Below are 23,424 nucleotides of genomic sequence, written 5' to 3'. Positions count from 1 at the left end.
TTGATATTTGGCGGTGTAGCTCAGCTGGCTAGAGCGTACGGTTCATACCCGTAAGGTCGGGGGTTCGATCCCCTCCGCCGCTACCATTTTATAAATGAACTTCAACTTGGACCTTTAGCTCAGCTGGTTAGAGCAGACGGCTCATAACCGTCCGGTCGTAGGTTCGAGTCCTACAAGGTCCACCAGTAATTTTATATTTAACACGGAGGAATACCCAAGTCTGGCTGAAGGGATCGGTCTTGAAAACCGACAGGCGGGTCATACCGCGCGGGGGTTCGAATCCCTCTTCCTCCTCCATATATTTATTATTATTGTCGCGGGGTGGAGCAGTCTGGTAGCTCGTCGGGCTCATAACCCGAAGGTCACAGGTTCAAATCCTGTCCCCGCAATATGGTCTGGTAGTTCAGTTGGTTAGAATGCCTGCCTGTCACGCAGGAGGTCGCGGGTTCGAGTCCCGTCCAGACCGCCATTTTATTGCACAGTAGCTTAAGTTAGTAGAACAGATTGTTCACATCATTGAATTAGCTTCTGCAGCAAAGGTCCTACCTCAATTTTCTTGTAGGTAAGAGTAATATGTTGGCTCAGTAGCTCAGTCGGTAGAGCAAAGGACTGAAAATCCTTGTGTCGGCGGTTCGATTCCGTCCTGAGCCACCATTTTTCAATTAAATAGTTTTTTATTGTGGCGGCTGTGGCGAAGTGGTTAACGCACCTGATTGTGGTTCAGGCATTCGTGGGTTCGATTCCCATCAGCCGCCCCATTATAAAAAATTGTTTTGCGGGTGTAGTTTACTGGTAAAACCTCAGCCTTCCAAGCTGATGTAGTGGGTTCGATTCCCATCACCCGCTCCAAATTCTTGGGCCTATAGCTCAGCTGGTTAGAGCGCACGCCTGATAAGCGTGAGGTCGATGGTTCGAGTCCATTTAGGCCCACCATAAATATTATTTTTCCGCAGTAGCTCAGTGGTAGAGCTATCGGCTGTTAACCGATCGGTCGTAGGTTCGAGTCCTACCTGCGGAGCCAAATTATGGGGAAGTACTCAAGTGGCTGAAGAGGCGCCCCTGCTAAGGGTGTAGGTCGGGTGACCGGCGCGAGGGTTCAAATCCCTCCTTCTCCGCCATAAAATAAATGGCCCCTTGGTCAAGCGGTTAAGACACCTCCCTTTCACGGAGGTAACACGGGTTCGAGTCCCGTAGGGGTCATATAAAGAACTGATAACAATCTGTTATCAGTTTTTTTTTATACAAATTTATCTTATCGCTGTTTTTATTTTAATGATAAGAACTCATTAACGACTGGGTACATTAAAAAAGAGAAGCCAGGCGTTAATAGTCCTGGATAAACGACCATTGCAATAAAATAACGCCGCTGGGGGTCGTCAAAAGCCCTGATAAACGACCGTGGCTCCCAAAAATCACTGCCGCCGGTCGCCAATAGCCCTGATAAACGACCGTAGTCCCAAAAAATTGCCTCCGGGGGTCGTCAATAGACCTCATAAACGACCGTGGCTCCCAAAAATCACTACCGCCGGTCGCCAATAGCCCTGATAAACGACCGTAGTCCCCAAAAATCACTGCCGCCGGTCGCCAATAGCACATATAAACGACTGGAGCCCCTAAAAATTTCAGCCGCCGGTCGCTAATAGCCCTGATAAACGACCGTGGCTCCCAAAAATCACTGCCGTAGCCGCAGCTGCAATCAACAACTCAAGCACCAAATAGCCTGTTTAATGTCTCCTAGAACCCATATTATCCCTCAAAATCAATATTGCAAGCCCCGCTTCGAAATACCCAGGTCGCCACCTACTCCCATCTAAACTCACAACCAGAAACAGTAGCATCGACACACACAAGCGATGCTGCCCATCAATTATGAGGATCCAAAGACCCTGTCTCGTCCTTAAAGACAGCTTCAAATTAGTTCTATATGCACCCCTTGCCAAGCCTTTAAGAAAAGCGTTTACAACCGTTGGTTATTCATTATGTTAATATAATATTTTCAACGTTGTTTATTTTGAGTTTCTTGTTGGTACCGCTTACATTTCTGCTAATTCCCTTAACTTTATGACGTTCATTTTATTAATGTTTAAATAATTTTTTTGCTTGAAAATCACTTAAATTTTCAAAAAAACTTTATATCTTTCTGTCGATTGATGGTGAAAATTCGGTCGTATAGTGTCGGAAATTGTCAGAAAAAGTCCTTTGGTGACAACATACCTCATTTATTGTCAGAAAAGATAAAAAAGTTTTCTGAGGCATATGATTCAATACCATTTATAATTGGTCAAAGAAGTACATATTTTCATTGAGGATGAGGAGAGCCATGACAGTGAATACCTTATTTCCAACAGATTATCAGCTGCACTTATTTCATGAAGGTAGCTACTTCCACAGTCATCAGCTTTTTGGCGCTCATATCTTTAAGGATTCCAATCAAGTATATACACGATTTTGTGTATGGGCCCCAAATGCCGCACAGGTGAGGCTCGTAGGCAATTTTAATAATTGGAATGGTGAAGGATATGATCTACAAAAGGTTAATGAAGAGGGAGTCTGGATTATAGTAATAAATCAAGACTTAGAAGGAACCATTTACAAGTATGAAATAATGACTCATTTTGGTGAAAAGCTCCTTAAGGCAGATCCATTTGCTTTTTACTCGGAATTAAGACCCCATACGGCCTCAATTGTCTATTCCTTAAACAATTATGAGTGGCAAGACCTTCACTGGATAAACAGAAGAGAGAAAATGAATGTTTTATCAGATCCAGCGATTATATATGAGGTCCATCTTGGTTCTTGGAAAAAGAAGGCGGATGGCAGTTATTTAACCTATAAGGAATTGGCCTCCGAGCTTATACCATATGTATTGGAGCTTGGGTTTACTCATATCGAAATATTACCGATTGTCGAACACCCGCTAGATGCTTCATGGGGATATCAAGGAACTGGTTATTTTTCAGTGACGTCCAGATATGGTACACCCGATGACTTCAGATATTTTGTGGATCAGTGTCATCAGCAAGGAATCGGTGTCATTCTTGACTGGGTCCCGGGGCATTTTTGTAAAGATGCACACGGTCTCTATCGGTTTGATGGAACACATATATACTCCTATAGCTATGTTCATGATAGAGAAAATGTAATATGGGGAACCGCTAATTTTGATTTAGGCAAAGGTGAGGTACAAAGCTTCCTTATCTCTAATGCCCTCTATTGGATTGACTATTTCCATATTGATGGATTTCGGATGGATGCGGTTGCCAATATTATTTATTGGCCGAATGCCACGGACGGAAAGCGCGAAAACCCTTTTGGAATTCAGTTTTTGAAAAAATTAAATGAAGAAGTCCATGAATACGACCCCCACTTTTTAATGATTGGTGAAGATTCTACTGAATTCCCTCAAGTAACTACACCAGTTCGCTACGGCGGTCTTGGTTTTGATTACAAATGGAATATGGGGTGGATGAATGACATGCTTGAATACATGGAAACCCCGCCATATGGGAGAGCAAAGGTCCATTCAAAGGTTACTTTTTCACTTTTATATGCCTTTTTAGAAAACTTCATGCTGCCGTTTTCTCATGATGAAGTGGTCCATGGGAAAAAGTCGCTGTTAGATAAAATGCCAGGGGATTATTGGGAGAAGTTTGCCCAGCTTAGGTTGTTACTTGGTTATATGTTTGCACACCCTGGTAAGAAACTTTTATTTATGGGGTTTGAACTAGGACAGTTTTCAGAGTGGAAGGACAAAGAACAATTAGATTGGAATTTATTGGAATATGACATGCACCGCAATATTAACACATATGTAAAAGTATTAACGAAACTTTACAAACGGTCGAAGGCACTTTATGAATTAGACCATCTGCATGAGGGGTTTGAATGGATCGATGTAAACAACAGCAGTCAATCTATTTTCTCATTCATACGAAAAGGGAAAAAAGAAGAGGAGCATTTGGTCATGGTCTGCAATTTCACGGGTGTGACCTATCCAGTTTATAAAATCGGTGTTCCGAAAGCAGGGGAGTATCGGGAAATTTTTAATAGTGATCATGAGGATTTCGGCGGATCTGGAATGATAAATAAAAAAATCATTTTGGCGATAGAAGAACCTTTTCATAATCAACCTTCTTCAATAGAAATTGCGATTCCTCCGTTTGGATTTCAAATCATTCGACCAGTTAAAAAACGAAAGGAGCGAAAGGGAAATGGGAAAGAAAAAGTGCGTAGCCATGCTATTAGCAGGAGGGAAAGGAAGTAGGCTTAATTCGCTGACAAGGGATTTAGCGAAACCAGCAGTTCCTTTTGGAGGAAAGTACCGAATTATCGACTTTACATTGAGCAATTGTGCGAATTCAGGAATTGATACAGTAGGGGTGCTAACACAGTACCAGCCCCTCCTTTTGAATTCCTATATTGGAATTGGCAGTGCGTGGGATCTCGACCGTAAAGATGGTGGAGTAACCGTTCTCCCCCCGTACAGTGAGTCATCGGAAGTGAAATGGTACACTGGAACTGCTAGTGCCATCTATCAAAACTTAAATTATTTGAAGCAATATCAACCAGAATATGTATTGATTCTTTCAGGTGACCATATATACAAAATGAATTACGAGAGTATGCTGGAGTATCATATTGAAAAAAGAGCAGATGTTACGATTTCGTTAATAGAAGTACCATGGGTTGAAGCGAGTCGGTTTGGCATTATGAATACAAATGAGGATATGAGAATTACCGAATTTGATGAAAAACCGAGTAATCCAAAAAATAATCTTGCATCGATGGGCATTTATATTTTTAGTTGGAATATATTGAAAGAATATTTAGAAATGGATGAACGGAATCCTAGCTCTAGCCATGATTTCGGCAAAGATGTCATCCCATTGCTTTTGGAAGAAAAGAAGAAATTATTTGCTTATCCGTTTAAAGGATACTGGAAAGATGTTGGCACAGTTCAAAGTCTATGGGAAGCAAATATGGATTTATTAGATGAGAAATGTGAGCTAGATTTGTTTGAACATGACTGGAGAATTTATTCTGTTAATCCTAATCAGCCCCCGCAGTATCTATCTCCAGAGGCCATTGTAAAAGAGTCGCTGATTAATGAAGGTTGTACTATTGAAGGTAAGATCGATAAATCGGTTTTATTTCAGGGTGTATCTGTCGGAAAGAAAAGTATCGTCAAAGAATCGGTAATTATGCCGGATGCCACCATTGGCGAAAATTGTTTGATTGAAAAAGCAATTGTTCCACCTGATGTAACGATTCCAGATGGAACAGTGATTCGTTCTTTTGATGATGAAATTATTCTCGTAACGGAAGAAATGCTGGGCGGGCTATTTCCAGCATTTTAGAATAATAGCTGAAGAATTGTAGCAATGAATCAAGCTATTTTAATAGAATAACAGGGGGAATCGGATTGAAAAACCTACTAGGTGTCATAGATGCCACGACCTATCATGAAGACTTAGAAGATCTATTAATACATCGGTCATTGGCGGCACTGCCTTTTGGCGGGCGGTACAGAATTATCGATTTTGTTTTATCAAATATGGTGAATTCAGGAATTCGGAGTGTGGCTATTTTTCCAAAAATGCAGTATCGCTCCTTAATGGATCACCTGGGTTCAGGAAAAAACTGGGATCTAAATCGAAAGCGGGATGGACTTTTCTTTTTTCCATCACCAATTGTTGATAACGACGGCAATAAAATTGGTTCGTTTGAACATTTTGCTGCTAATATGGACTACTTTTATCGTAGTACCCAAGAGTATGCGATAATCGCTAATTGTTATACGATATTTAATATGAATTTTAGGCCAATCTTAAACTGGCATAGTCAGGAAGCCTGTGATATTACTGAAATCCATCACCAGGATGGACGCTCAATGGAAATGTATTTAATTAAAACTTCCTTGTTGATAAAGCTAATTGAAACAAGGCATGAAACAGGCTATACCTGTATGCAAGACGTTGTAACAGATATTCATAACCCATATTTAAAATGTCACTATGACTACAATGGCTATGCCATGATGATAGATTCGATTGAAAATTATTTTTCAACTAGTATGAAATTGCTCGATCCCGATATATGGAAACAATTATTTTTAAAAGATCAGCCAATCTTTACGAAGGTAAAGGATGAACCTCCAACCAAGTATCTAAAAGAATCCTTTGTACAAAATTCCATGATTGCTAATGGCTGCTTAATCAGTGGTAAGGTGGAAAATAGTATTGTCTCTCGGGGAGTGAAAATTGGTAAAGGGGCCGTCATTAAGAACTGTATTATTATGCAAAAGTGTCAAATAGAAGAGAATTGCTATTTAGATTCTGTTATTTTAGACAAAGATGTAAAGGTGGAAGCAGGAATTCGTCTGACGGGAACTGCTCGTGCTCCTTATGTCATTCGTAAAGGAACGAAACAAGGAGCGTTGATGAACTCGTGAAAATATTATTTGCTGTTTCAGAATGTGGACCATTTGCAAAATCTGGGGGACTTGCCGATGTGGCTGGTTCCCTTCCAAAAGAATTAACAAACCAGGGAACAGATGTAAGGGTCATTCTTCCTAAATATGGAACCATATCCGAAGAATTTAAACAAAAAATGAAAAAAATTAAAGAATTTACGGTATCGGTTGGTTGGCGAAATCAATATTGTGGGATTGAGGAACTTAGTCATCAGGGTGTGACCTATTATTTCGTTGATAATGAATACTATTTTAAACGGGATAATCTATACGGCTATTTCGATGATGGAGAAAGATTTGCCTATTTTAATCGGGCAATTCTTGAGACTTTAGCCCAACTGAACTTCTTCCCAGATGTACTGCATTGCCATGATTGGCATACAGCCATGATTCCCTTTTTATTAAGAACGGAATATTACAAGCGAAGAGGGTACGGGCTGATTCGTACCGTATTTACCATTCACAATTTGCAGTTTCAAGGGATTTTTCCGAAAGAGGTACTGAGTGATTTGTTGGGATTAGACTATCAATCTTTTCACGCGGGCCATTTAGAGTTTTTTGGGAATATTAATTTTATGAAAGGTGCTCTTGTAGCAGCTGATAAAATAACGACCGTGAGTCCAACTTACAAGGAAGAAATTCAAACGCCTGTTTACGGAGAAAAATTAGATGGTCTGTTGCGAAGTAGAAAAGAAGACATTAGTGGAATATTAAATGGCATTGATGAAGACTTTTATAATCCAGCCACCGACCCACTCATTTATCAAACCTATAAAGCAGAAACTTATTCAAAAAAAGGTATAAATAAACGAGAGATTCAAAAGCAGTTTGGTTTGCCGCAAACTGCTGCTACTCCTATGATTGTAATGATATCAAGACTCACTAGACAAAAGGGACTTGATCTTGTCAAATGTGTCCTTCGGGAAATACTGCAAGAAGACGTTCAGGTCATCATACTCGGTACAGGCGATTACGAGTACGAAGAACATTTTAGGCACGCTGCCCGTGTATATCCTGAAAAGCTTAAGGTTCATACTGGTTTTAATGAGGAACTAGCTCATAAGCTGTATGCTGCCGCTGATATGTTTTTGATGCCATCTCAATTTGAACCATGCGGTCTTGGACAGTTGATTGCAATGAAGTATGGTGCGATCCCGATTGTTCGTGAGACAGGGGGCTTAAACGATACAATACAGGCGTGGAATGAGTACACTGGGGAAGGAAATGGCTTCTCCTTCCGAAACTTTAATGCCCACGATATGCTCTTTACTATTCAAAGGGCGATCAGCTTTTATCATGACAATGAGGTGTGGGAGTCAATTGTGAAACAGGCAATGGGAATGGATTATAGCTGGGCTCAATCCGCATTTAGTTATAATCAGCTATATGCAGAACTCGTCTCAAGGAGTGAAACACATGTTTTCTAGTAAACTCGAGTTTAAGAAGACCTTTCTGAAAAGACTTGAGATGTTATGTGGGAAGAGTTTTTCGGAAAGTTCTCCACGGGACCAGTATCAAACACTTGGCAGCATGATTCGTGAATTTGTAAGTAATGATTGGATTAGCACAAATGAACGATATCTTGCCGCCGAAGGGAAACAGGTTTATTATCTTTCGATTGAGTATTTATTAGGGAAACTGCTCAGGCAAAATTTAATTAACTTAGGTGTTGAAGAAACCGTACAAGCTGGACTTCAGGAATTGGGAATAGACTTGGATGGATTGGAAGAATTAGAAGCGGATGCAGGTTTAGGAAATGGCGGGCTAGGGAGGCTAGCCGCCTGTTTTCTAGATTCACTAGCATCGCTGAATCTCCCTGGTCATGGCCATGGTATTCGTTATAAACATGGATTGTTTGAACAGAAAATTGTTGATGGCTATCAAGTGGAGCTGCCTGAACAGTGGCTCCGGAGCGGCAACGTTTGGGAAATTCGTAAACTCGATAGTGCCGTTAAAATTCCCTTTTGGGGGAAGGTAGAAGCAAGGGTGGAAAATGAGCGTCTTGTCTTTCATCATTTGAACGCTGAAACTGTTACGGCTGTTCCGCATGATATGCCTGTGATCGGATATAAATCCAAAACCGTTAACACGCTTAGGCTTTGGAATGCCGAGCCCTCACAATTTCCCTTTCATGCTGATATTTTAACCTATAAGCGCGAAACAGAATCCATTTCGGAGTTTTTATATCCTGATGATACCCATGATGAAGGGAAGATTTTGCGGCTAAAGCAACAGTACTTTTTGGTTTCAGCAAGTATTCAATCCATTTTAAGAACCTATCGGAAACAACATGCTAGTTTAAAACAACTCCATGAACATGTTTGCATTCATATAAATGATACCCACCCCGTACTGGCGATCCCAGAACTAATGAGAATCCTCATTGATGAGGAAGGGTACGAGTGGGAGCAGGCCTGGCACATCACGAAACATACCATTTCATATACCAATCACACGACGTTATCGGAAGCGTTAGAAAAATGGCCGATTCATATTTTTCGTCCGTTACTTCCAAGGATCTATATGATTGTGGAAGAAATTAATGAGCGCTTTTGTCAGGAACTATGGGACCAGACTCCAGGGGATTGGCAAAGAATTGCACAACTCGCAATCCTAGCCGATAATTTTGTAAAAATGGCCCACTTAGCAATCGTTGGCAGCTTTAGTGTGAATGGTGTAGCAAAGCTACATACGGAAATTTTAAAGAAACGAGAGATGAATCAATTTTATCAGTTGTTTCCAGAGAAATTTAACAATAAAACGAACGGAATCGCCTATCGGCGCTGGCTGTTAAAGGCAAATCCCAAATTGTCTTCACTTATTACAGACTCAATTGGACCTGGCTGGACCTATTCAGCTATGGAGCTTAGCCAGTTACTGAAATACCAAAATGATTCTGCCTTTTTAGAACAACTTTTATTGATAAAAAATGAAAATAAACAACGGCTTGCTGAGATTATTTTGGATAAGACGGGTGTGGCTGTTGATACTGGGGCAATATTTGATGTTCAGGTTAAACGACTCCATGCCTATAAACGGCAGCTGTTGAATGTTTTGCACATTATGCATTTGTATAACCGAATTAAAGAGGATTCCAGCTATGCCATGGTTCCCAGGGTGTTTATTTTTGGAGCAAAAGCTTCACCAGGTTATTATTATGCAAAAAAAATAATTAAATTGATTAACACCGTTGCGGAAAAGATTAACCATGATCCCCAAGTTGGGGATAAAATGAAGGTGATTTTCCTTGAAAATTATCGTGTTTCCTTAGCGGAAAAAATCTTTCCTGCCTCGGATGTGAGTGAACAAATTTCCACGGCAAGTAAAGAAGCATCGGGTACAGGAAACATGAAATTTATGATCAATGGGGCCTTAACGGTTGGTACCTTAGATGGAGCGAACATTGAAATTCAAGAATTAGTTGGATCTTCAAATATTTTTACATTTGGATTAACAGCAGAGGAAGTTCTTCATTATTATCAGCATGGCGGCTATCATTCGTTAGAGTACTATCATCATGACTATCGAATTAGACAGGCCGTCGACCAGCTGGTAAATGGATTTTTTCCAGGTGTTTATAATGAGTTTGAACCAATATTTGATTCTTTATTGGAAGAAAATGATCAATATTTTGTTTTAAAGGATTTTGCCTCCTATGCTGACACTCAACGGTCGATTGGTGAAATATTTACAGATAAACAAAAATGGCAAAAAATGAGTTTAGCCAATATTGCTCATGCCGGTTATTTTTCAAGTGACCGTACTATCCAAGAATATGCTGAAGGAATTTGGGGAATTAAATCATTTAACTAAAAAAGCTTCTGCCTAGTTGGCAGAAGCTTTTTTATTACGAAGCAAAATGTCCAATAAATATGCCGATCGCAAGTAAAAGTCCAAAAATCGTATTAGTCTGTGCTGTTGCAATCATGGCAGGCGCCATTTTAAGTGGTACATTATTTTCAATAAATCCTTTAATGGCTTTCATTGGTTTAGGGATACTTAAAATGACAAGAGCGGTCCAAATAGGGGCCACGTCACTGACAATAAGGCCTACTATCCAAAGATATGATATGGTAAACATCCCAGCCAGTAGATAAATGGCTTTTCGTTTTCCTAACAGGATTGCGACTGTCTTTCGACCATTTTCTTTATCGCCATCCAGATCACGGATGTTATTAGACATCATAATCATGCCGACTAAAATCATACTTGGGACGGAGACAAGTATGCTGGTACTATCAACGGTTCCAGTTTGAATAAAGAAGGAGATTAAAATAATGAGCATGCCCATAAAGAAACCGGATAAAATTTCACCAAAAGGTGTGTAGGCGATCGGAACGGGTCCGCCTGTATAAAAATAGCCAACAGCCATACAGACTAGTCCAACTAGGGCCAACCACCAGCTGCTATTCGCACAAATATATACTCCTAATAATAAAGCGACCAGGTAAAAAACAAAAGCAAGTGTGATGACGGTTTTAGGTTTGATGCCATCCCGGACTATTGTTCCACCTATCCCGACAGAATGTTCGGTGTCAAGCCCTCGTTTAAAATCAAAGTATTCATTAAACATATTCGTTGCCGCTTGTATTAACATACTGGCAACCAGCATCGCAATAAATAGTCCAATATGGACCTTTTCATATTTAAGAGCTAATGCTGTACCAAGTAAAACTGGTACAAATGAAGCCGTTAGTGTATGAGGTCGTGTCATTTTCCACCAAACTTGAAAGCCTTGATTGGATTCAACCGCAGGCTTAGAACTATGCTGTAAATTTGACTGCATACGATTCTCTCCCCTTTTCTCTATTTATTCTCTATAGTAAGCCAAATCTATTAACTTTTATGGTTTATTCCCAACCTTAAGTGTATGTAAATCAAGTTATAGTGTCAATTAATTTTTGTTTTCAAAATTAGAAGATAATACCTGCTCGATTATTTTTGTATCGTTTGTGGGAAAATGAAAGTAGTGAAGTCGTTCCAACCTTTAAAGTAGAGTTTTTTATATATAATAAGGAATAAAGCTGGATAAGTAGTGACAAGTATTATTGACTTATTTACAATAGGAGTAGTATCTTAAAATAAGCTTATAAATGAATGGACAACAGTCATTTCGGCTGTTTTGGAGGGATTTGTTTGATTACCATTCAAGAAAATGAAATAAAGGAAAGGGGTCTTTTAGCCCTTAATCGTGCAAAAGAACTTGGCCGGCCTATTTTAATAAGTGAAGTTCATAAATTAGACACGGCTAATCCATTATCTTTTTTTAACGTAGGAAAAGACCGCTATAGTGGAGAACGTTTTTTTTGGAAAGACCCAACAGATGAGATTATCCTAATTGGGCTTGGCATATCAAAGCAAATTCAGTCGGATCAGGCTACTGACCGCTTTTTTAATGTTGAAAGTGAGTGGAAGGCCTTTCTAAAGGACAGTTTAATCTTTGATCCATATAAAGTAACTGGTGTTGGCCCGTTGATGTTTGGTTGCTTTTCGTTTGATCCCTTTAAGGAAAAAACGGATCTTTGGTCTAAATATACCGATTCTTTATTCCATATACCAAAATATTTAATGAGTATTATTCATGGGGAGTTCTATTTAACAACGAATATGGTTTTAACGCCAAATGATGATATGACTTTATTTAGTAAGATTATGACAGAAAGAAATCAAATCTTACAGGCACAAAACGAAAACAAGATTAACCTTGTTCAAATACCTTCTTTATTAAAAACAATTGAAATTTCTTCTGAAAAATGGAAGCAAACTGTTGATGGAGTTGTGAAAGAATTAACAAATGGGCCATTAAAAAAAGTCGTCCTTGCCCGTGAACTTAGGTTGGTTTTTAACGATCAGGTAGAGGCAGAGGCTGTGTTGGAGAATTTGTATACTCAACAGCCAGCAAGCTTTATCTTTGCCTTTGAATCAAATGGAGACTGTTTTATTGGAGCTTCACCAGAAAGACTAGTGAAGAAGCTAGGGTCTGAAGTCTATTCTACTTGCCTAGCGGGCTCTATTTCACGAGGAAAAACGGAAGAGGAAGACCAAAAGCTTGGCCAAATGCTATTAAATGATCAGAAAAACCTTATTGAACATGGATTTGTGGTTGAAATGATTAAGGAAGCGTTAGAAGAAACATGTGAAGAAATTATCATTCCTGACAAACCCCAACTTATGAAAATAAGGGATATTCAACATCTTTATACACCTGTAATTGGAAAGTGCGACTCAAATGCTTCCTTACTATTACTGGTTGAAAAATTACATCCAACACCCGCATTGGGAGGACTTCCTAAACAAGCTGCCGTAGAAAAGATTCGGCAGGTAGAGGAGCTCGATCGCGGCTTTTATGCAGCTCCGCTTGGATGGATGGACTATAGACAAAACGGGGAATTTGCTGTTTCGATTCGTTCGGGACTTATACAAGGGGACGAGGCTTCCTTGTTTGCCGGCTGTGGAGTAGTAGCAGATTCTAATTCAGAAAGCGAATATTTGGAAACAAGCTTAAAGTTTAGACCAATGCTTCGAGCGCTTGGGGGAAATTAACATGAATCATCAGGAATCATTAACAGCTTATATTGCAGCCTTTGTTTCAGAATTAGTTTTAACAGGTGTAACGGATGTTGTCGTCAGTCCGGGTTCAAGATCCACTCCGATGGCAATGGTGATGGCTGAACATCCGGAATTGAATGTCCATATCCATGTGGACGAACGGTCTGCAGCCTTTTTTGGGTTGGGAATGGCCAAGGCTAAAAACAGTCCTGTAGCGATTCTTTGCACATCAGGAACAGCAGCAGCTAATTATTTTCCAGCTATTGTTGAGGCGCACTACGCGCGTGTACCATTAATCGTGCTGACCGCAGACAGGCCGCATGAGTTAAGAGAAGTGGGGGCACCACAGGCAATTGATCAGATTCACTTATATGGTCGTCATGTAAAATGGTTTGCTGATTTGGCTTTGCCAGAAAAAAGCGAAGAGATCATCCGCTATGCTCGGACAGTGTGTGCTCGTGCAGCAGCCCTTGCCATGCAAGCACCATCTGGCCCTGTCCATTTGAATTTTCCATTTCGGGAACCGCTTATCCCAAAAATGGATGATGCCCTTTTTCACCTAACGGAGCGACCAAAAGGGTATGTCAAGGTCCACAACGGGGATTTAGCAGTAAATACTGAACAGTTAACGGAAATCGCTGAGAAATTGGTTGGAAAGGAAAAAGGGATCATTGTTTGCGGAAACATCGCTGATAACCGGTTTGCAGAAGCAGTGACGCATCTTTCCAAGATATTAAATTACCCTATTTTAGCAGACCCGCTATCTCAGTTAAGAAGTGGCCAGCACGATAAGGCAAATATCATTGAAGCCTATGATTCGTTTTTAAGAAATGAAGATGCCAAAATTTTTCTTAAGCCAGATGTTGTCTTGCGATTTGGTTCAATGCCTGTTTCTAAAGCTCTTACGATATTCTTAAAAGAAAATTACAATGCCGATCAATTTGTTGTAGATGGCGGTGGGGGCTGGCGAGATCCGAATTCATTATCAACAAACATGATTTATTGTAATGAGACGATTTTTTGCGAAAAGCTACTAACATACGTCGATCATTCATCTTCATCACTCTATTTAGAGGATTGGAAAAAGATAAATGAGCTTACAAAAGAAAATATGGCTCCTATTCGCGATGTAACAGTATTAAGTGAAAGTAAATTGTTTTATCAATTAGCCGATATGCTGCCAGAGGGTGCTACCCTTTTTGTTGGAAATAGTATGCCAATTCGCGACTTAGATAGTTTTTTTCTCAAAAATAATAAAACCATTAGAATCATGGCTAACAGAGGAGCAAATGGGATTGATGGTACGGTTTCTACTGCATTAGGAGCAGCTGTTTATTCTAATTCAGTCTATCTGGTTCTAGGGGATTTAACCTTCTTCCATGACCTAAATGGTTTGATTGCGGCAAAGCTTTATAATATTAATATTCATATTATCCTTGTGAATAATAATGGAGGGGGAATTTTCTCTTTCCTTGCACAATCAGAACACCCTAAACATTTTGAACTGTTGTTTGGTACGCCCTTAAATTTAGAATTTGAGCATGCAGTAAGGATGTTTGGCGGTAACTTTATAAAAATAAAAAACTGGGATCATTTAGCCGTAGAAATGAAGGAAAGCAGTGCTCAACCAGGGATAAGTGTTTATGAAATTGAGACAAAACGTGACAAAAATCGTGATGAACATCGCGGAATTTGGCAGTCTGTTTCCCAGGAAATATCAAATTTTGTCAAGGGTGGACATGAATGAAGCTGGTCATTGAAGGGATTGGCTATCATGTAGAAGTATTGGGTGAAGGGGATCCATTTGTTTTGCTCCATGGGTTTACAGGGGATTCATCTACATGGTCTACTTTTTTAAGTAAATGGGGTAAAAATTCAACGTTAATTATCCCAGATATTATTGGACATGGTAGAACCGAGTCACCTGAAGGGCTAGAGAACTATTCAATCGAAACCGCAGCCAATCATTTAAACGAGATACTTGATAAACTAAGGGTTAATCAAGTAGATATACTTGGTTATTCAATGGGGGGAAGACTTGCACTTACCTTTTCTATTCTATTTCCAAAAAAGGTTCGAAAGTTAATCCTTGAGAGTGCATCTCCAGGATTAGAATCAGAGAAAGAAAGAGAACTTCGTCGTATCAAGGATGGAGAGCTTGCAAAATTCATTGTAAATCAAGGGTTGAAGTCGTTTGTTGATTATTGGGAAGACATACCCCTTTTTCAATCAATGAAGCGTCTTCCTTTAGAGGTGCAGCAAAAGGTAAGGGAGCAGCGGTTAAGAAATTCCCCTCAAGGTCTTGCTAACAGTTTGCTGGGAATGGGGACAGGCTCTCAGCCTTCGTGGTGGACCCAATTAGACCAAATCGATGGTGAAGTTTTGCTGCTTACGGGTGAAGAAGATACAAAGTTTTGTGGGATCGCTGAAGCAATGATGAAAAAAATGAAAAAAGCCACCTGGATACCAATAAAAAACAGCGGACATGCAATTCATGTGGAAGAACCTAAAAAATTTGGTACAATAGTAAGTGACTTTTTAAATAGCTAAATAAGGGAGGATTTCATTTTGACAGTAGAATGGGTTGCAGGCAGAAAATATGATGAAATTTTATATGAAACCTATAATGGAATTGCGAAGATTACAATTAATCGTCCACATGTACATAATGCCTTTACACCAAAAACCGTACACGAATTAATTGATGCCTTTGCTTTTGCACGTGATGATTCAAATGTAGGTGTTATTGTGTTAACTGGTGCGGGCGATAAAGCGTTTTGCTCTGGTGGAGACCAAAAAGTCAGAGGGCATGGCGGCTATGTTGGAGATGACCAAATTCCCCGCTTAAATGTTCTAGATTTGCAACGCTTAATCCGCGTCATTCCAAAACCGGTTGTTGCCATGGTAAAGGGATATGCAATTGGCGGCGGCCATGTTTTACATATTGTCTGTGACTTAACCATTGCGGCTGATAATGCAATTTTTGGACAAACAGGTCCTAAAGTAGGAAGCTTTGATGCTGGTTATGGCTCAGGCTATTTGGCAAGAATTGTGGGCCATAAAAAAGCTCGTGAAATTTGGTATTTATGCCGGCAATACAATGCCCAAGAAGCACTTGATATGGGCTTAGTTAATACAGTTGTTCCATTAGAGCAAGTTGAAGAGGAAACGATTAAGTGGTGTGAAGAAATGCTTGAGAAAAGCCCAATGGCGCTTCGTTTCTTGAAAGCCGCCTTTAATGCAGATACAGATGGCTTAGCAGGCATCCAACAATTTGCTGGTGATGCAACATTGCTTTACTATACAACAGATGAAGCAAAAGAAGGCCGCGATGCTTTTAAAGAAAAACGTAAGCCTGATTTTGGCCAATTCCCACGTTTTCCTTGATCCGAATGAACTAGCAGCTTGATGGTTTTCCATCAGGCTGTTTTTATATAGAAAGAAGGTTTAAAGATGGCAACTGAAATAATGCCAAATTTTTTAAAGAAGCGTGCTTTTCTAACTCCTGAGCGAATAGCTATTTATTTTCAGGAACAGGCCTTAACATTTAAAGACCTTTATAATAGTGCCATGAGGACTGTCGGACAACTTCAAACCCTTGGTGTTCAAAAGGATCAATTGGTAGGGGTTCTTTTGAAAAATCACCTTGATACAGTGATTATTTTATTTGCCCTCCAGTTATTAGGAGTTAAAGCGGTAATCTTAAATAATCGGTTAGCTCCAGCAGAACTTATCTGGCAATTGGATGATTCCAAAACAACATATCTCATTCTTGAGGACTCATTAATGGAGATCGGAGCGGAAATTCAACGCCAAATTTCTTCACTGAACACTATTACGAAAGAAACACTATTTCAACTTGAACCCGCAACCCCTGTTGTGGAGGAGGAAATCTGCCTTTCTGATATTTGTACCATAATGTATACTTCAGGTACAACAGGCAACCCAAAGGGTGTACTGCAAACCTTTGGAAACCATTGGTGGAGCTCTGTAGGCTCCGCACTAAATCTCGGAACAGTCGAAAGTGATCGCTGGCTTTGTGCCGTACCCCTTTTTCATATTAGTGGGTACTCCATCTTAATGCGCAGTGTTATATATGGCATGCCAATCGTGCTTCATGAAAAATTTGATGTAGAACAAACTTTACGGGATATCGTCGCGAAAGAGGTCACCGTTATGTCAGTAGTTGGTACGATGCTGACTCAAATAGTAGCTAAACTTGAAGACAGACGGCTCCCAAGCAATTTCCGTTGTATGCTGTTAGGGGGAGGGCCCGCACCGTTACCATTATTACAAGCTTGTGTAGCTAAAGAAATTCCTGTATTTCAGTCATATGGAATGACGGAAACATCCTCGCAAATTGCAACACTGTCGCCTGATGACAGCTTAACAAAACTGGGTTCTGCTGGTAAGCCACTGTTTCCTTCGCAACTTAAGATTGAACTTAAAGATGGAAGTACAGCGGCAGCAGAGGTGGCAGGAGAAATTGTTGTTAAAGGGCCCAATGTAACTCCAGGCTATTTATTTCGTCCTGATGTTACCGAAGAAAAGATTCGTGCTGGCTGGTTATATACAGGCGATATTGGTTATTTAGACAATGAAGGATTTTTATACGTTGTTGATCGGCGTTCCGACTTAATTATCTCCGGGGGAGAAAATATTTATCCCGCTGAAATAGAAGCAGTATTGTTGGCACATCCTGACGTTTTTGAAGCTGGTGTTACTGGAATTGAGGATGAAAAGTGGGGACAGGTCCCGATTGCCTTTATCGTAAAAAGGGAGGGAAGCCTTGTTTCTGGGGAAGAAATTCTTCAATTTTGCTTAAACCGATTAGCAAAGTACAAAGTCCCTAAAGCTTTTTATTTTACAGATAAACTGCCAAGAAATGCGGCCAAAAAATTACTGCGAAGAAAATTGCGAGAGTGGGTGTTGGGTGATGAAAATTGCAGCAATTGAGCTTTATGTGATTCAAATGCCTTTAAAGTCACCCTTTATAACCCATTTAGGTGCAGTGAAAGACAGAGAAGGAATTATTGTGAAGGTCACCAATTCAGAAGGACTTTCCGGATTGGGTGAAGGGGTGGCCTTTTCCACACCTTGGTATACAGAAGAAACAGTTACAACCAGTTTACATATGTTAACTGACTTTTTGATTCCCTTACTGAAAAAACATTCCATAAACCACCCGGCAGAGGCTTCCCAACTCTTTAAATCGATTAGAAGAAATAATATGGCTAAAGCTGCTTTAGAAACAGCTTTATGGGATTTGTATGCCAAGGAACAGTCCATGCCCCTATCTGAAATGCTTGGCGGGACACGATCTGTTATTACTTCAGGAGTTGTAGTGGCGACAGATTCTACAGAAAAAGCATTACAAGAAATTGAACAATATCTGAAGGACGGTTATCAACGGATCAAAGTGAAAATTAATCCAACTCAGGATTATTCTTTCCTTACAGATATTCGCAGGGCTTTTCCAGACCTGCCAATTATGGCTGATGCCAATTCCTCCTATTCCTTAGCAGATATAGAACGTTTAAAAGCATTAGATGACTTTAACTTAATGATGATCGAGCAGCCACTCGCTCATGATGATATTTTGGAACATGCTATTCTTCAAAAAGAACTTCTGACACCTATTTGTTTAGATGAGAGTATTGTTAGCTTTGATGACGCCCGAAAGGCAATCGAGTTCGGGAGCTGCCGGATTATCAATATTAAAGTGGGCAGAGTAGGGGGACTGTATGAAGCAAAGCGGATCCATGATTATTGCTATGAAAGGGGTATTCCAGTTTGGTGCGGAGGCATGATTGAATTTGGCATCTCACGGGCCCATAATATTGCTCTCGCCTCGCTTCCCGGATTCACGATACCGGGGGATATCTCAGCATCTAGTCGATTTTGGGAGGAAGATATCATCACACCGGCAGTAGAAGTAAAAAATGGAGTGATCCCTGTACCAACCACTCCTGGTATCGGATTTTGTTTAAATGAAAAAAGGATAGAGAAGACGTTACTGACTAAAAGCAAAATAATATTTTAGATTTGAAACAGAAAAGGTGACCCAGTTTGAAAACTGGCTCACCTTTTTACTTGTTTTATGACAATGTATTTGGTTCAAATGTTTTACAATCGGTTTCTTTACTTGTGTCTGCTGTTACACCAGTATGACTAACTACATAAATTTGATCGGCACTGCATTTATTTCCTTGTGCCCAAAATGAACAGTTATTTACCTCGCATAATACATCTTGTGCCATTTTTGTATCACTCCTTATTTTAAGATACAGGAATAGCATTTGATGATTTATCGGAAAACATGTCTGGCAGATAAGGGATATTACTTCCTTTCAGTGCTTGCTTTTCTTTGTCTTAAGTACCGTTTATCATTCATAAATAGACTCCAAAAATAAATAAAGCCAGGAAACAAAATGGCAAAGCCCACGATATAGGTGATAAAAACAGCCCGAAAGGAATTGGGGTCTGTGAAGGCTGAATGGATGGTAACCTCTGGATAGACAATATAAGGCAAATGTGCTTTTCCATAAACATAACTGGCGAGCAGGTATTGAACTGTAATAGAAATAACCGCTAAGCGAGGCATCCCTCGGGCTTTGGATTTTAACGAGGGCAGAAATAACCCAAGGCCTCCGATTAAAAAGCAAGCTAAGGATAAATATAAAAGTGGAAGATCTTCCATCATTTTTTTATAGATCCATGCGGCTTCTGTTTTTAACGTAAGCATAATAAGGAATGCCATTAATAAAGAAATGGGTCCTATAAAGATAGCATCTCTGCGGTATACGTGATAGGCTTCATAATCATCTGATGACTTAGAATAATCGGCTAATAGAAGGGATGAAAGAAATAGTGTACTCGAAATCGCAAATCCAAAAAAGGCATACTCATTAGGGCTGGTAAACAGTCCCACTAAATCTAATGTTTGTTTATATTCTGTAAAATCCACATAATTCCCATGTGTAATTGGGAGGACGCTAATCAGTAAACCAGGAATTAGAATCCCAGTTATTCCCGAGATGTATGTCAATGGTTTTTTATATTCCACTGCGATATTAGAAAAAACAAGGAAAGCACTTCGAATGGCAAGCAAGAGCAAAATGATGCTCCCGGGTATTAGTAAAATCGTGCCAAGGGTATAGGCGCCTCTTGGAAACATACTGTAGACAGCTATTACTAGCGCAACAATAAACGTATTTGTAACTTCCCATGTAGGGGAGAGGTAGCGATTAGCAATGTTCGTGGCATTTGCCTTGTTACGATTAATGTATAACATGGACCAAAATCCCGCCCCAAAATCCATGGTTGCCATAACAGCATAAATAAAAACAAATCCCCATAGTACTGTTACTGCAAGATAGGCATCTAACATTTTTGTCCCACCCTTTTATGAATTTGAACTAAACAGTGGTACTTCTTTTTGTTCCGCTCGGTTTAGGTCATCTTGAACGGTATTTTTTTTGAAATAATAACGTAATACGAAAAGAACTGAAAATGCTAGGACAGCATATACTGCTGCAAACAAAAGAAAAAGTACCCCTAGATTGGTGGCAGTGGTAACAGAATCCTTTGTGGTAAGGACATGATAAATAGTCCAAGGTTGTCGCCCTGTACATGCAAATATCCAGCCAAACTCAACTCCTAATACTGCTAAAGGTCCTGAAATCACGTATAACCACATTAACCACTTTGGGAAATAATCCTTTTTGAACATCTTTTTTAAAAGAAGACCAACAAAGGAAAAAAGTATAAGCAAAGAGCCAATCCCAACCATTCCATTAAACAGAGTGTGAATAAAGAGGGGAGGCCAGTCCTCTTCAGGGAAATCGTGTAAGCCTCTTACAACCGTATCAAACCTATTATCAGCTAAAAAGCTTAATGCCCAGGGTATTTCAATTCCCCATTTGACGGATTCCGTCGCTCTGTCAGTAAAACCTCCAATGGAGAGAGGGGCATAGGACTGTGTTTCAAATAAGCCCTCAGCAGCCGCAAGCTTTTCCGGTTGGTATTCATGAAGATACTGAGCAGATTCATGTCCGTTAAGTGCCGTTAATAAGGAAAAAATCCCGCCTACAATAAGACTTAACATTAACGCTTTTTGATGGAACCGATAAATTCTAGTAGAGCGATCCATTTTTAACATTTTATAAGCCGATACGGTGGCAACAATAAATGCTCCTGTGGTATAAGCAGAGAGTGCCACATGTCCGGCGGTGACAAAAAAGCTCGGATTAAAAAAAGCAGCCCAGGGATCGACATCTACGATCTTTCCATTTACAATATTAAAACCTGCTGGTGTCCCCTCGAACGCATGGACATTTGTAATTAACACTGCAGACCCCATTGCTCCAATCGCAACAAGAAGCAAACTGACAATCCTCATCCATGGCGCAATTCTTTCTGCTGCATAGACGTAAATAGACATAAATAGGGCTTCAATAAAGAATGCGTAAATTTCGATCTGAAAAGGGAGTGCCATTACTTTTCCAATAACCTCCATAAAACCTGGCCATAATAATGATAATTGCACACCAGCAATGGTTCCGGTAGGAATTCCCACCCCCAGCAGAACCGCAAAAGCCTTTGTCCATCGCTTTGCCATGACAACATATTCAATATCTTTTGTTTTTTGATAAAGGAGCTCTGCTGTCAATATCATTAATGGTAAGCCTACTCCAATGGTGGCGAAAATAATATGGAAGCCCATTGTCGTTCCAAATAAACTTCTTGCAATGACCAAATCATCCATGTGAATCTCCCTTTCTATATAGAAACATATGAAATTATTGTTTACAGTTTATAGTTTTATATGTAAGTTAGAATAATAAACGATTCTGATTTCCAGATGTATCTTTAAAAAAAGGCTAATTGCCAGAAAAAAATTGTATCCTAAGAGGCATATTATGTATTCTTATAAAGAAGGGTGGGATTTTGAGAATGAAGGATTCAACATTATTAAATGATATATTAGATTACAATCAGAATTTTGTGGAAAAACATGAATATGAAAAGTATGAAACAACGAAATTTCCTAATAAGAAAATGGTCATACTCACTTGCATGGATACCCGCTTACTGGAATTATTACCGAAAGCCTTAAATTTGGGAAATGGCGATGCTAAAATCATAAAAGATGCTGGCGCTCTTGTCTCTCATCCATTTGGAAGCGTAATGAGAAGCATCTTGATTGCGTTGTATCAATTAAAGGCACAGGAAGTTTTGGTAATCGCTCATTATGATTGTGGGATGAGTGGACTTCAAGCAGAACCAGTGATTGAGGGTATGAAGCAGCGTGGGATCTCAGAAGAAACGTTAAACACTCTTACATATTCTGGGATTGATATTAAACAGTGGCTTCAAGGGTTTGAGAATGTGACGGACAGCGTCAAGCATAGCGTAGAAATGATTAAAAATCATCCATTATTGCCAGCGGGTGTGCCTGTCCATGGTTTGGTCATTGACCCTAAGACAGGAAAACTAGACTTAGTTGTTGATGGGTATAAAAACTAACGCTCCTTTTTTTCTGGGACAGGATCCACCCCGCCCGGGTGAAAGGGATGACATTTTAAAATCCGCTTAATGGCCAGCCAGCCGCCTTTTAGTGCCCCAAAACGTTGAACTGCTTCTAGTCCATATTGTGAACAGGTAGGATAAAACCGGCATGTTGGTGGTTTTAAAGGTGAGATGGCAACTTGGTAAAAACGAATAATAGAAATAAAAATTTTTTTCAACATCCAGGTGATCTCCTTTTGCTTATTTCCTACACCATATCATAAAATAAAAGGTTCGTCTAAATTGTTAAATATAACTAAGTAGATGAAAAAGGTCGGGATTTATTGTATGATTATAGGAAGAAAAGAAAAGGAGTGATAATCATGCCTTCAGTTGAAAGCTTTGATTTAGACCATAATGCTGTTAAAGCTCCCTATGTAAGACATTGCGGTGTCCATAAGGTAGGTAGTGACGGTGTTGTCAATAAATATGATATTCGTTTTTGTCAGCCAAATAAACAAGCTATGAAGCCTGATGCTATTCATACATTAGAGCATTTATTAGCCTTCAATATCCGCAAGCATTCCGCTAAGTATGATCATTTTGATATTATTGATATTTCCCCAATGGGCTGCCAAACAGGCTATTATCTTGTTGTGAGCGGGGAACCTACGGTAGAGGAAATTATTGATCTTCTTGAAGATACAATGAAGGACGCTGTTGAGATTGTCGATATCCCTGCGGCAAATGAAAGACAATGTGGTCAAGCGAAACTACATGATTTAGAAGGTGCTAAACGATTAATGCGGTTTTGGCTTGAGCATAGCAAGGAAGATTTAAAACAAGTTTTTGCATAGAATTGCGGAAGCGTCCGTTTAGATAAAAAAATTCCT

Annotated in this window: 18 protein-coding genes and 12 tRNA genes; 25 read left to right on the top strand and 5 right to left on the bottom strand. The window is 39.7% G+C overall.

From position 1 onward, the window contains the following. The first annotated feature begins 9 nt into the window (after nucleotides 1-9). The 17 genes from AC3ANL_RS20275 (at nucleotide 10) to AC3ANL_RS20195 (ending at nucleotide 10,285) form a co-directional block, all read left to right on the top strand. Nucleotides 10-86 (top strand) — tRNA-Met (locus AC3ANL_RS20275). 22 nt (nucleotides 87-108) lie between these two features. Then, nucleotides 109-185, top strand: a tRNA-Ile gene (locus AC3ANL_RS20270). Nucleotides 186-204: 19 nt separating this feature from the next. Further along, a tRNA-Ser gene (locus AC3ANL_RS20265) sits at nucleotides 205-297 on the top strand. 18 nt (nucleotides 298-315) lie between these two features. Next, nucleotides 316-389, top strand: a tRNA-Met gene (locus tag AC3ANL_RS20260). A gap of 3 nt (nucleotides 390-392) precedes the next feature. Continuing rightward, a tRNA-Asp gene (locus AC3ANL_RS20255) sits at nucleotides 393-469 on the top strand. Nucleotides 470-578: 109 nt separating this feature from the next. Beyond that, nucleotides 579-654: transfer RNA gene (locus tag AC3ANL_RS20250), tRNA-Phe, on the top strand. A 28-nt stretch (nucleotides 655-682) separates the two neighbouring features. Further along, a tRNA-His gene (locus AC3ANL_RS20245) sits at nucleotides 683-758 on the top strand. A 17-nt stretch (nucleotides 759-775) separates the two neighbouring features. Continuing rightward, nucleotides 776-849 (top strand) — tRNA-Gly (locus AC3ANL_RS20240). Between the two features lie 7 nt (nucleotides 850-856). Then, a tRNA-Ile gene (locus AC3ANL_RS20235) sits at nucleotides 857-933 on the top strand. 13 nt (nucleotides 934-946) lie between these two features. After that, nucleotides 947-1,021 (top strand) — tRNA-Asn (locus tag AC3ANL_RS20230). 6 nt (nucleotides 1,022-1,027) lie between these two features. Next, nucleotides 1,028-1,118, top strand: a tRNA-Ser gene (locus AC3ANL_RS20225). A 10-nt stretch (nucleotides 1,119-1,128) separates the two neighbouring features. Further along, nucleotides 1,129-1,200, top strand: a tRNA-Glu gene (locus AC3ANL_RS20220). Nucleotides 1,201-2,320: 1,120 nt separating this feature from the next. Continuing rightward, the gene (gene glgB, locus AC3ANL_RS20215) at nucleotides 2,321-4,264 is read left to right on the top strand and encodes a 1,4-alpha-glucan branching protein GlgB (protein WP_488326176.1); all 1,944 of its coding nucleotides are present in this window, start codon (nucleotides 2,321-2,323) and stop codon (nucleotides 4,262-4,264) included. Further along, nucleotides 4,212-5,357, top strand: a complete 1,146-nt coding sequence (locus tag AC3ANL_RS20210) for a glucose-1-phosphate adenylyltransferase (protein WP_488326175.1) — start codon at nucleotides 4,212-4,214, stop codon at nucleotides 5,355-5,357. Before glgB ends, AC3ANL_RS20210 begins: the two co-directional genes overlap by 53 nt. A 59-nt stretch (nucleotides 5,358-5,416) precedes the next feature. Continuing rightward, nucleotides 5,417-6,451 (top strand): GlgC family sugar phosphate nucleotidyltransferase, encoded by a 1,035-nt coding sequence (locus AC3ANL_RS20205; RefSeq protein ID WP_488329784.1) that lies wholly within the window; start codon nucleotides 5,417-5,419, stop codon nucleotides 6,449-6,451. Further along, nucleotides 6,448-7,899 carry a glycogen synthase GlgA gene (gene glgA / locus AC3ANL_RS20200; protein ID WP_488326174.1) on the top strand — a complete coding sequence of 484 codons (1,452 nt, stop codon included), beginning with the start codon at nucleotides 6,448-6,450 and terminating at the stop codon, nucleotides 7,897-7,899. Before AC3ANL_RS20205 ends, glgA begins: the two co-directional genes overlap by 4 nt. Continuing rightward, nucleotides 7,889-10,285, top strand: a complete 2,397-nt coding sequence (locus AC3ANL_RS20195; RefSeq protein ID WP_488326173.1) for a glycogen/starch/alpha-glucan phosphorylase — start codon at nucleotides 7,889-7,891, stop codon at nucleotides 10,283-10,285. The genes glgA and AC3ANL_RS20195 overlap by 11 nt, the downstream gene beginning before the upstream one ends. Before the next feature lie 34 nt (nucleotides 10,286-10,319). Here the strand turns inward: AC3ANL_RS20195 and AC3ANL_RS20190 are convergent, their stop codons facing one another. Beyond that, a complete protein-coding gene (locus tag AC3ANL_RS20190) occupies nucleotides 10,320-11,258 on the bottom strand; it encodes a 1,4-dihydroxy-2-naphthoate polyprenyltransferase (RefSeq protein WP_488326172.1) in 939 nt (312 codons plus the stop codon). A 350-nt stretch (nucleotides 11,259-11,608) separates the two neighbouring features. On the opposite strand from AC3ANL_RS20190, the gene AC3ANL_RS20185 reads away from it, so the two are divergent. The 6 genes from AC3ANL_RS20185 to menC all read left to right on the top strand — a co-directional run bounded on the left by AC3ANL_RS20185 (nucleotide 11,609) and on the right by menC (nucleotide 19,064). After that, on the top strand, nucleotides 11,609-13,015 hold the full coding sequence (locus AC3ANL_RS20185) for an isochorismate synthase (protein ID WP_488326171.1): 1,407 nt from the start codon (nucleotides 11,609-11,611) through the stop codon (nucleotides 13,013-13,015). A 1-nt stretch (nucleotide 13,016) separates the two neighbouring features. Beyond that, nucleotides 13,017-14,768 carry a 2-succinyl-5-enolpyruvyl-6-hydroxy-3-cyclohexene-1-carboxylic-acid synthase gene (gene menD, locus AC3ANL_RS20180; RefSeq protein WP_488326170.1) on the top strand — a complete coding sequence of 584 codons (1,752 nt, stop codon included), beginning with the start codon at nucleotides 13,017-13,019 and terminating at the stop codon, nucleotides 14,766-14,768. Next, nucleotides 14,765-15,571 (top strand): 2-succinyl-6-hydroxy-2,4-cyclohexadiene-1-carboxylate synthase, encoded by an 807-nt coding sequence (menH, locus tag AC3ANL_RS20175; protein ID WP_488326169.1) that lies wholly within the window; start codon nucleotides 14,765-14,767, stop codon nucleotides 15,569-15,571. Before menD ends, menH begins: the two co-directional genes overlap by 4 nt. A gap of 18 nt (nucleotides 15,572-15,589) precedes the next feature. Continuing rightward, nucleotides 15,590-16,408, top strand: a complete 819-nt coding sequence (gene menB / locus AC3ANL_RS20170) for a 1,4-dihydroxy-2-naphthoyl-CoA synthase (RefSeq protein WP_488326168.1) — start codon at nucleotides 15,590-15,592, stop codon at nucleotides 16,406-16,408. A gap of 66 nt (nucleotides 16,409-16,474) precedes the next feature. Continuing rightward, entirely contained in the window at nucleotides 16,475-17,977 is a 1,503-nt protein-coding gene (locus AC3ANL_RS20165) for an o-succinylbenzoate--CoA ligase (RefSeq protein ID WP_488326167.1), read from the top strand. Beyond that, a complete protein-coding gene (menC, locus tag AC3ANL_RS20160) occupies nucleotides 17,958-19,064 on the top strand; it encodes an o-succinylbenzoate synthase (protein WP_488326166.1) in 1,107 nt (368 codons plus the stop codon). The genes AC3ANL_RS20165 and menC overlap by 20 nt, the downstream gene beginning before the upstream one ends. Before the next feature lie 55 nt (nucleotides 19,065-19,119). Here the strand turns inward: menC and AC3ANL_RS20155 are convergent, their stop codons facing one another. The 3 genes from AC3ANL_RS20155 to AC3ANL_RS20145 form a co-directional block, all read right to left on the bottom strand. Continuing rightward, nucleotides 19,120-19,281 carry a DUF1540 domain-containing protein gene (locus AC3ANL_RS20155; RefSeq protein ID WP_488326165.1) on the bottom strand — a complete coding sequence of 54 codons (162 nt, stop codon included), beginning with the start codon at nucleotides 19,279-19,281 and terminating at the stop codon, nucleotides 19,120-19,122. A gap of 80 nt (nucleotides 19,282-19,361) precedes the next feature. After that, on the bottom strand, nucleotides 19,362-20,411 hold the full coding sequence (locus AC3ANL_RS20150) for a cytochrome d ubiquinol oxidase subunit II (protein ID WP_488326164.1): 1,050 nt from the start codon (nucleotides 20,409-20,411) through the stop codon (nucleotides 19,362-19,364). Nucleotides 20,412-20,426: 15 nt separating this feature from the next. Beyond that, nucleotides 20,427-21,788, bottom strand: a complete 1,362-nt coding sequence (locus tag AC3ANL_RS20145) for a cytochrome ubiquinol oxidase subunit I (protein ID WP_488326163.1) — start codon at nucleotides 21,786-21,788, stop codon at nucleotides 20,427-20,429. A 188-nt stretch (nucleotides 21,789-21,976) separates the two neighbouring features. Between AC3ANL_RS20145 and AC3ANL_RS20140 the strand changes: the two genes are divergently transcribed. Further along, nucleotides 21,977-22,549 (top strand): beta-class carbonic anhydrase, encoded by a 573-nt coding sequence (locus AC3ANL_RS20140; protein ID WP_488326162.1) that lies wholly within the window; start codon nucleotides 21,977-21,979, stop codon nucleotides 22,547-22,549. On the opposite strand, the gene yidD is transcribed toward AC3ANL_RS20140, so the two are convergent. Beyond that, nucleotides 22,546-22,773 (bottom strand): membrane protein insertion efficiency factor YidD, encoded by a 228-nt coding sequence (yidD, locus tag AC3ANL_RS20135; RefSeq protein ID WP_488326161.1) that lies wholly within the window; start codon nucleotides 22,771-22,773, stop codon nucleotides 22,546-22,548. The two genes, AC3ANL_RS20140 and yidD, sit on opposite strands and share 4 nt — an antisense overlap. A 141-nt stretch (nucleotides 22,774-22,914) precedes the next feature. Here yidD and AC3ANL_RS20130 point away from each other — a divergent pair, with 141 nt between their 5' ends. After that, nucleotides 22,915-23,388 carry an S-ribosylhomocysteine lyase gene (locus tag AC3ANL_RS20130; protein WP_488326160.1) on the top strand — a complete coding sequence of 158 codons (474 nt, stop codon included), beginning with the start codon at nucleotides 22,915-22,917 and terminating at the stop codon, nucleotides 23,386-23,388. Nucleotides 23,389-23,424 lie beyond the last annotated feature (36 nt).

Source organism: Neobacillus sp. DHD-1R, from assembly GCF_057747995.1.
Note: the sequence above shows the minus strand (reverse complement) of the source record. Positions and strands in the feature narration are given on the sequence as shown.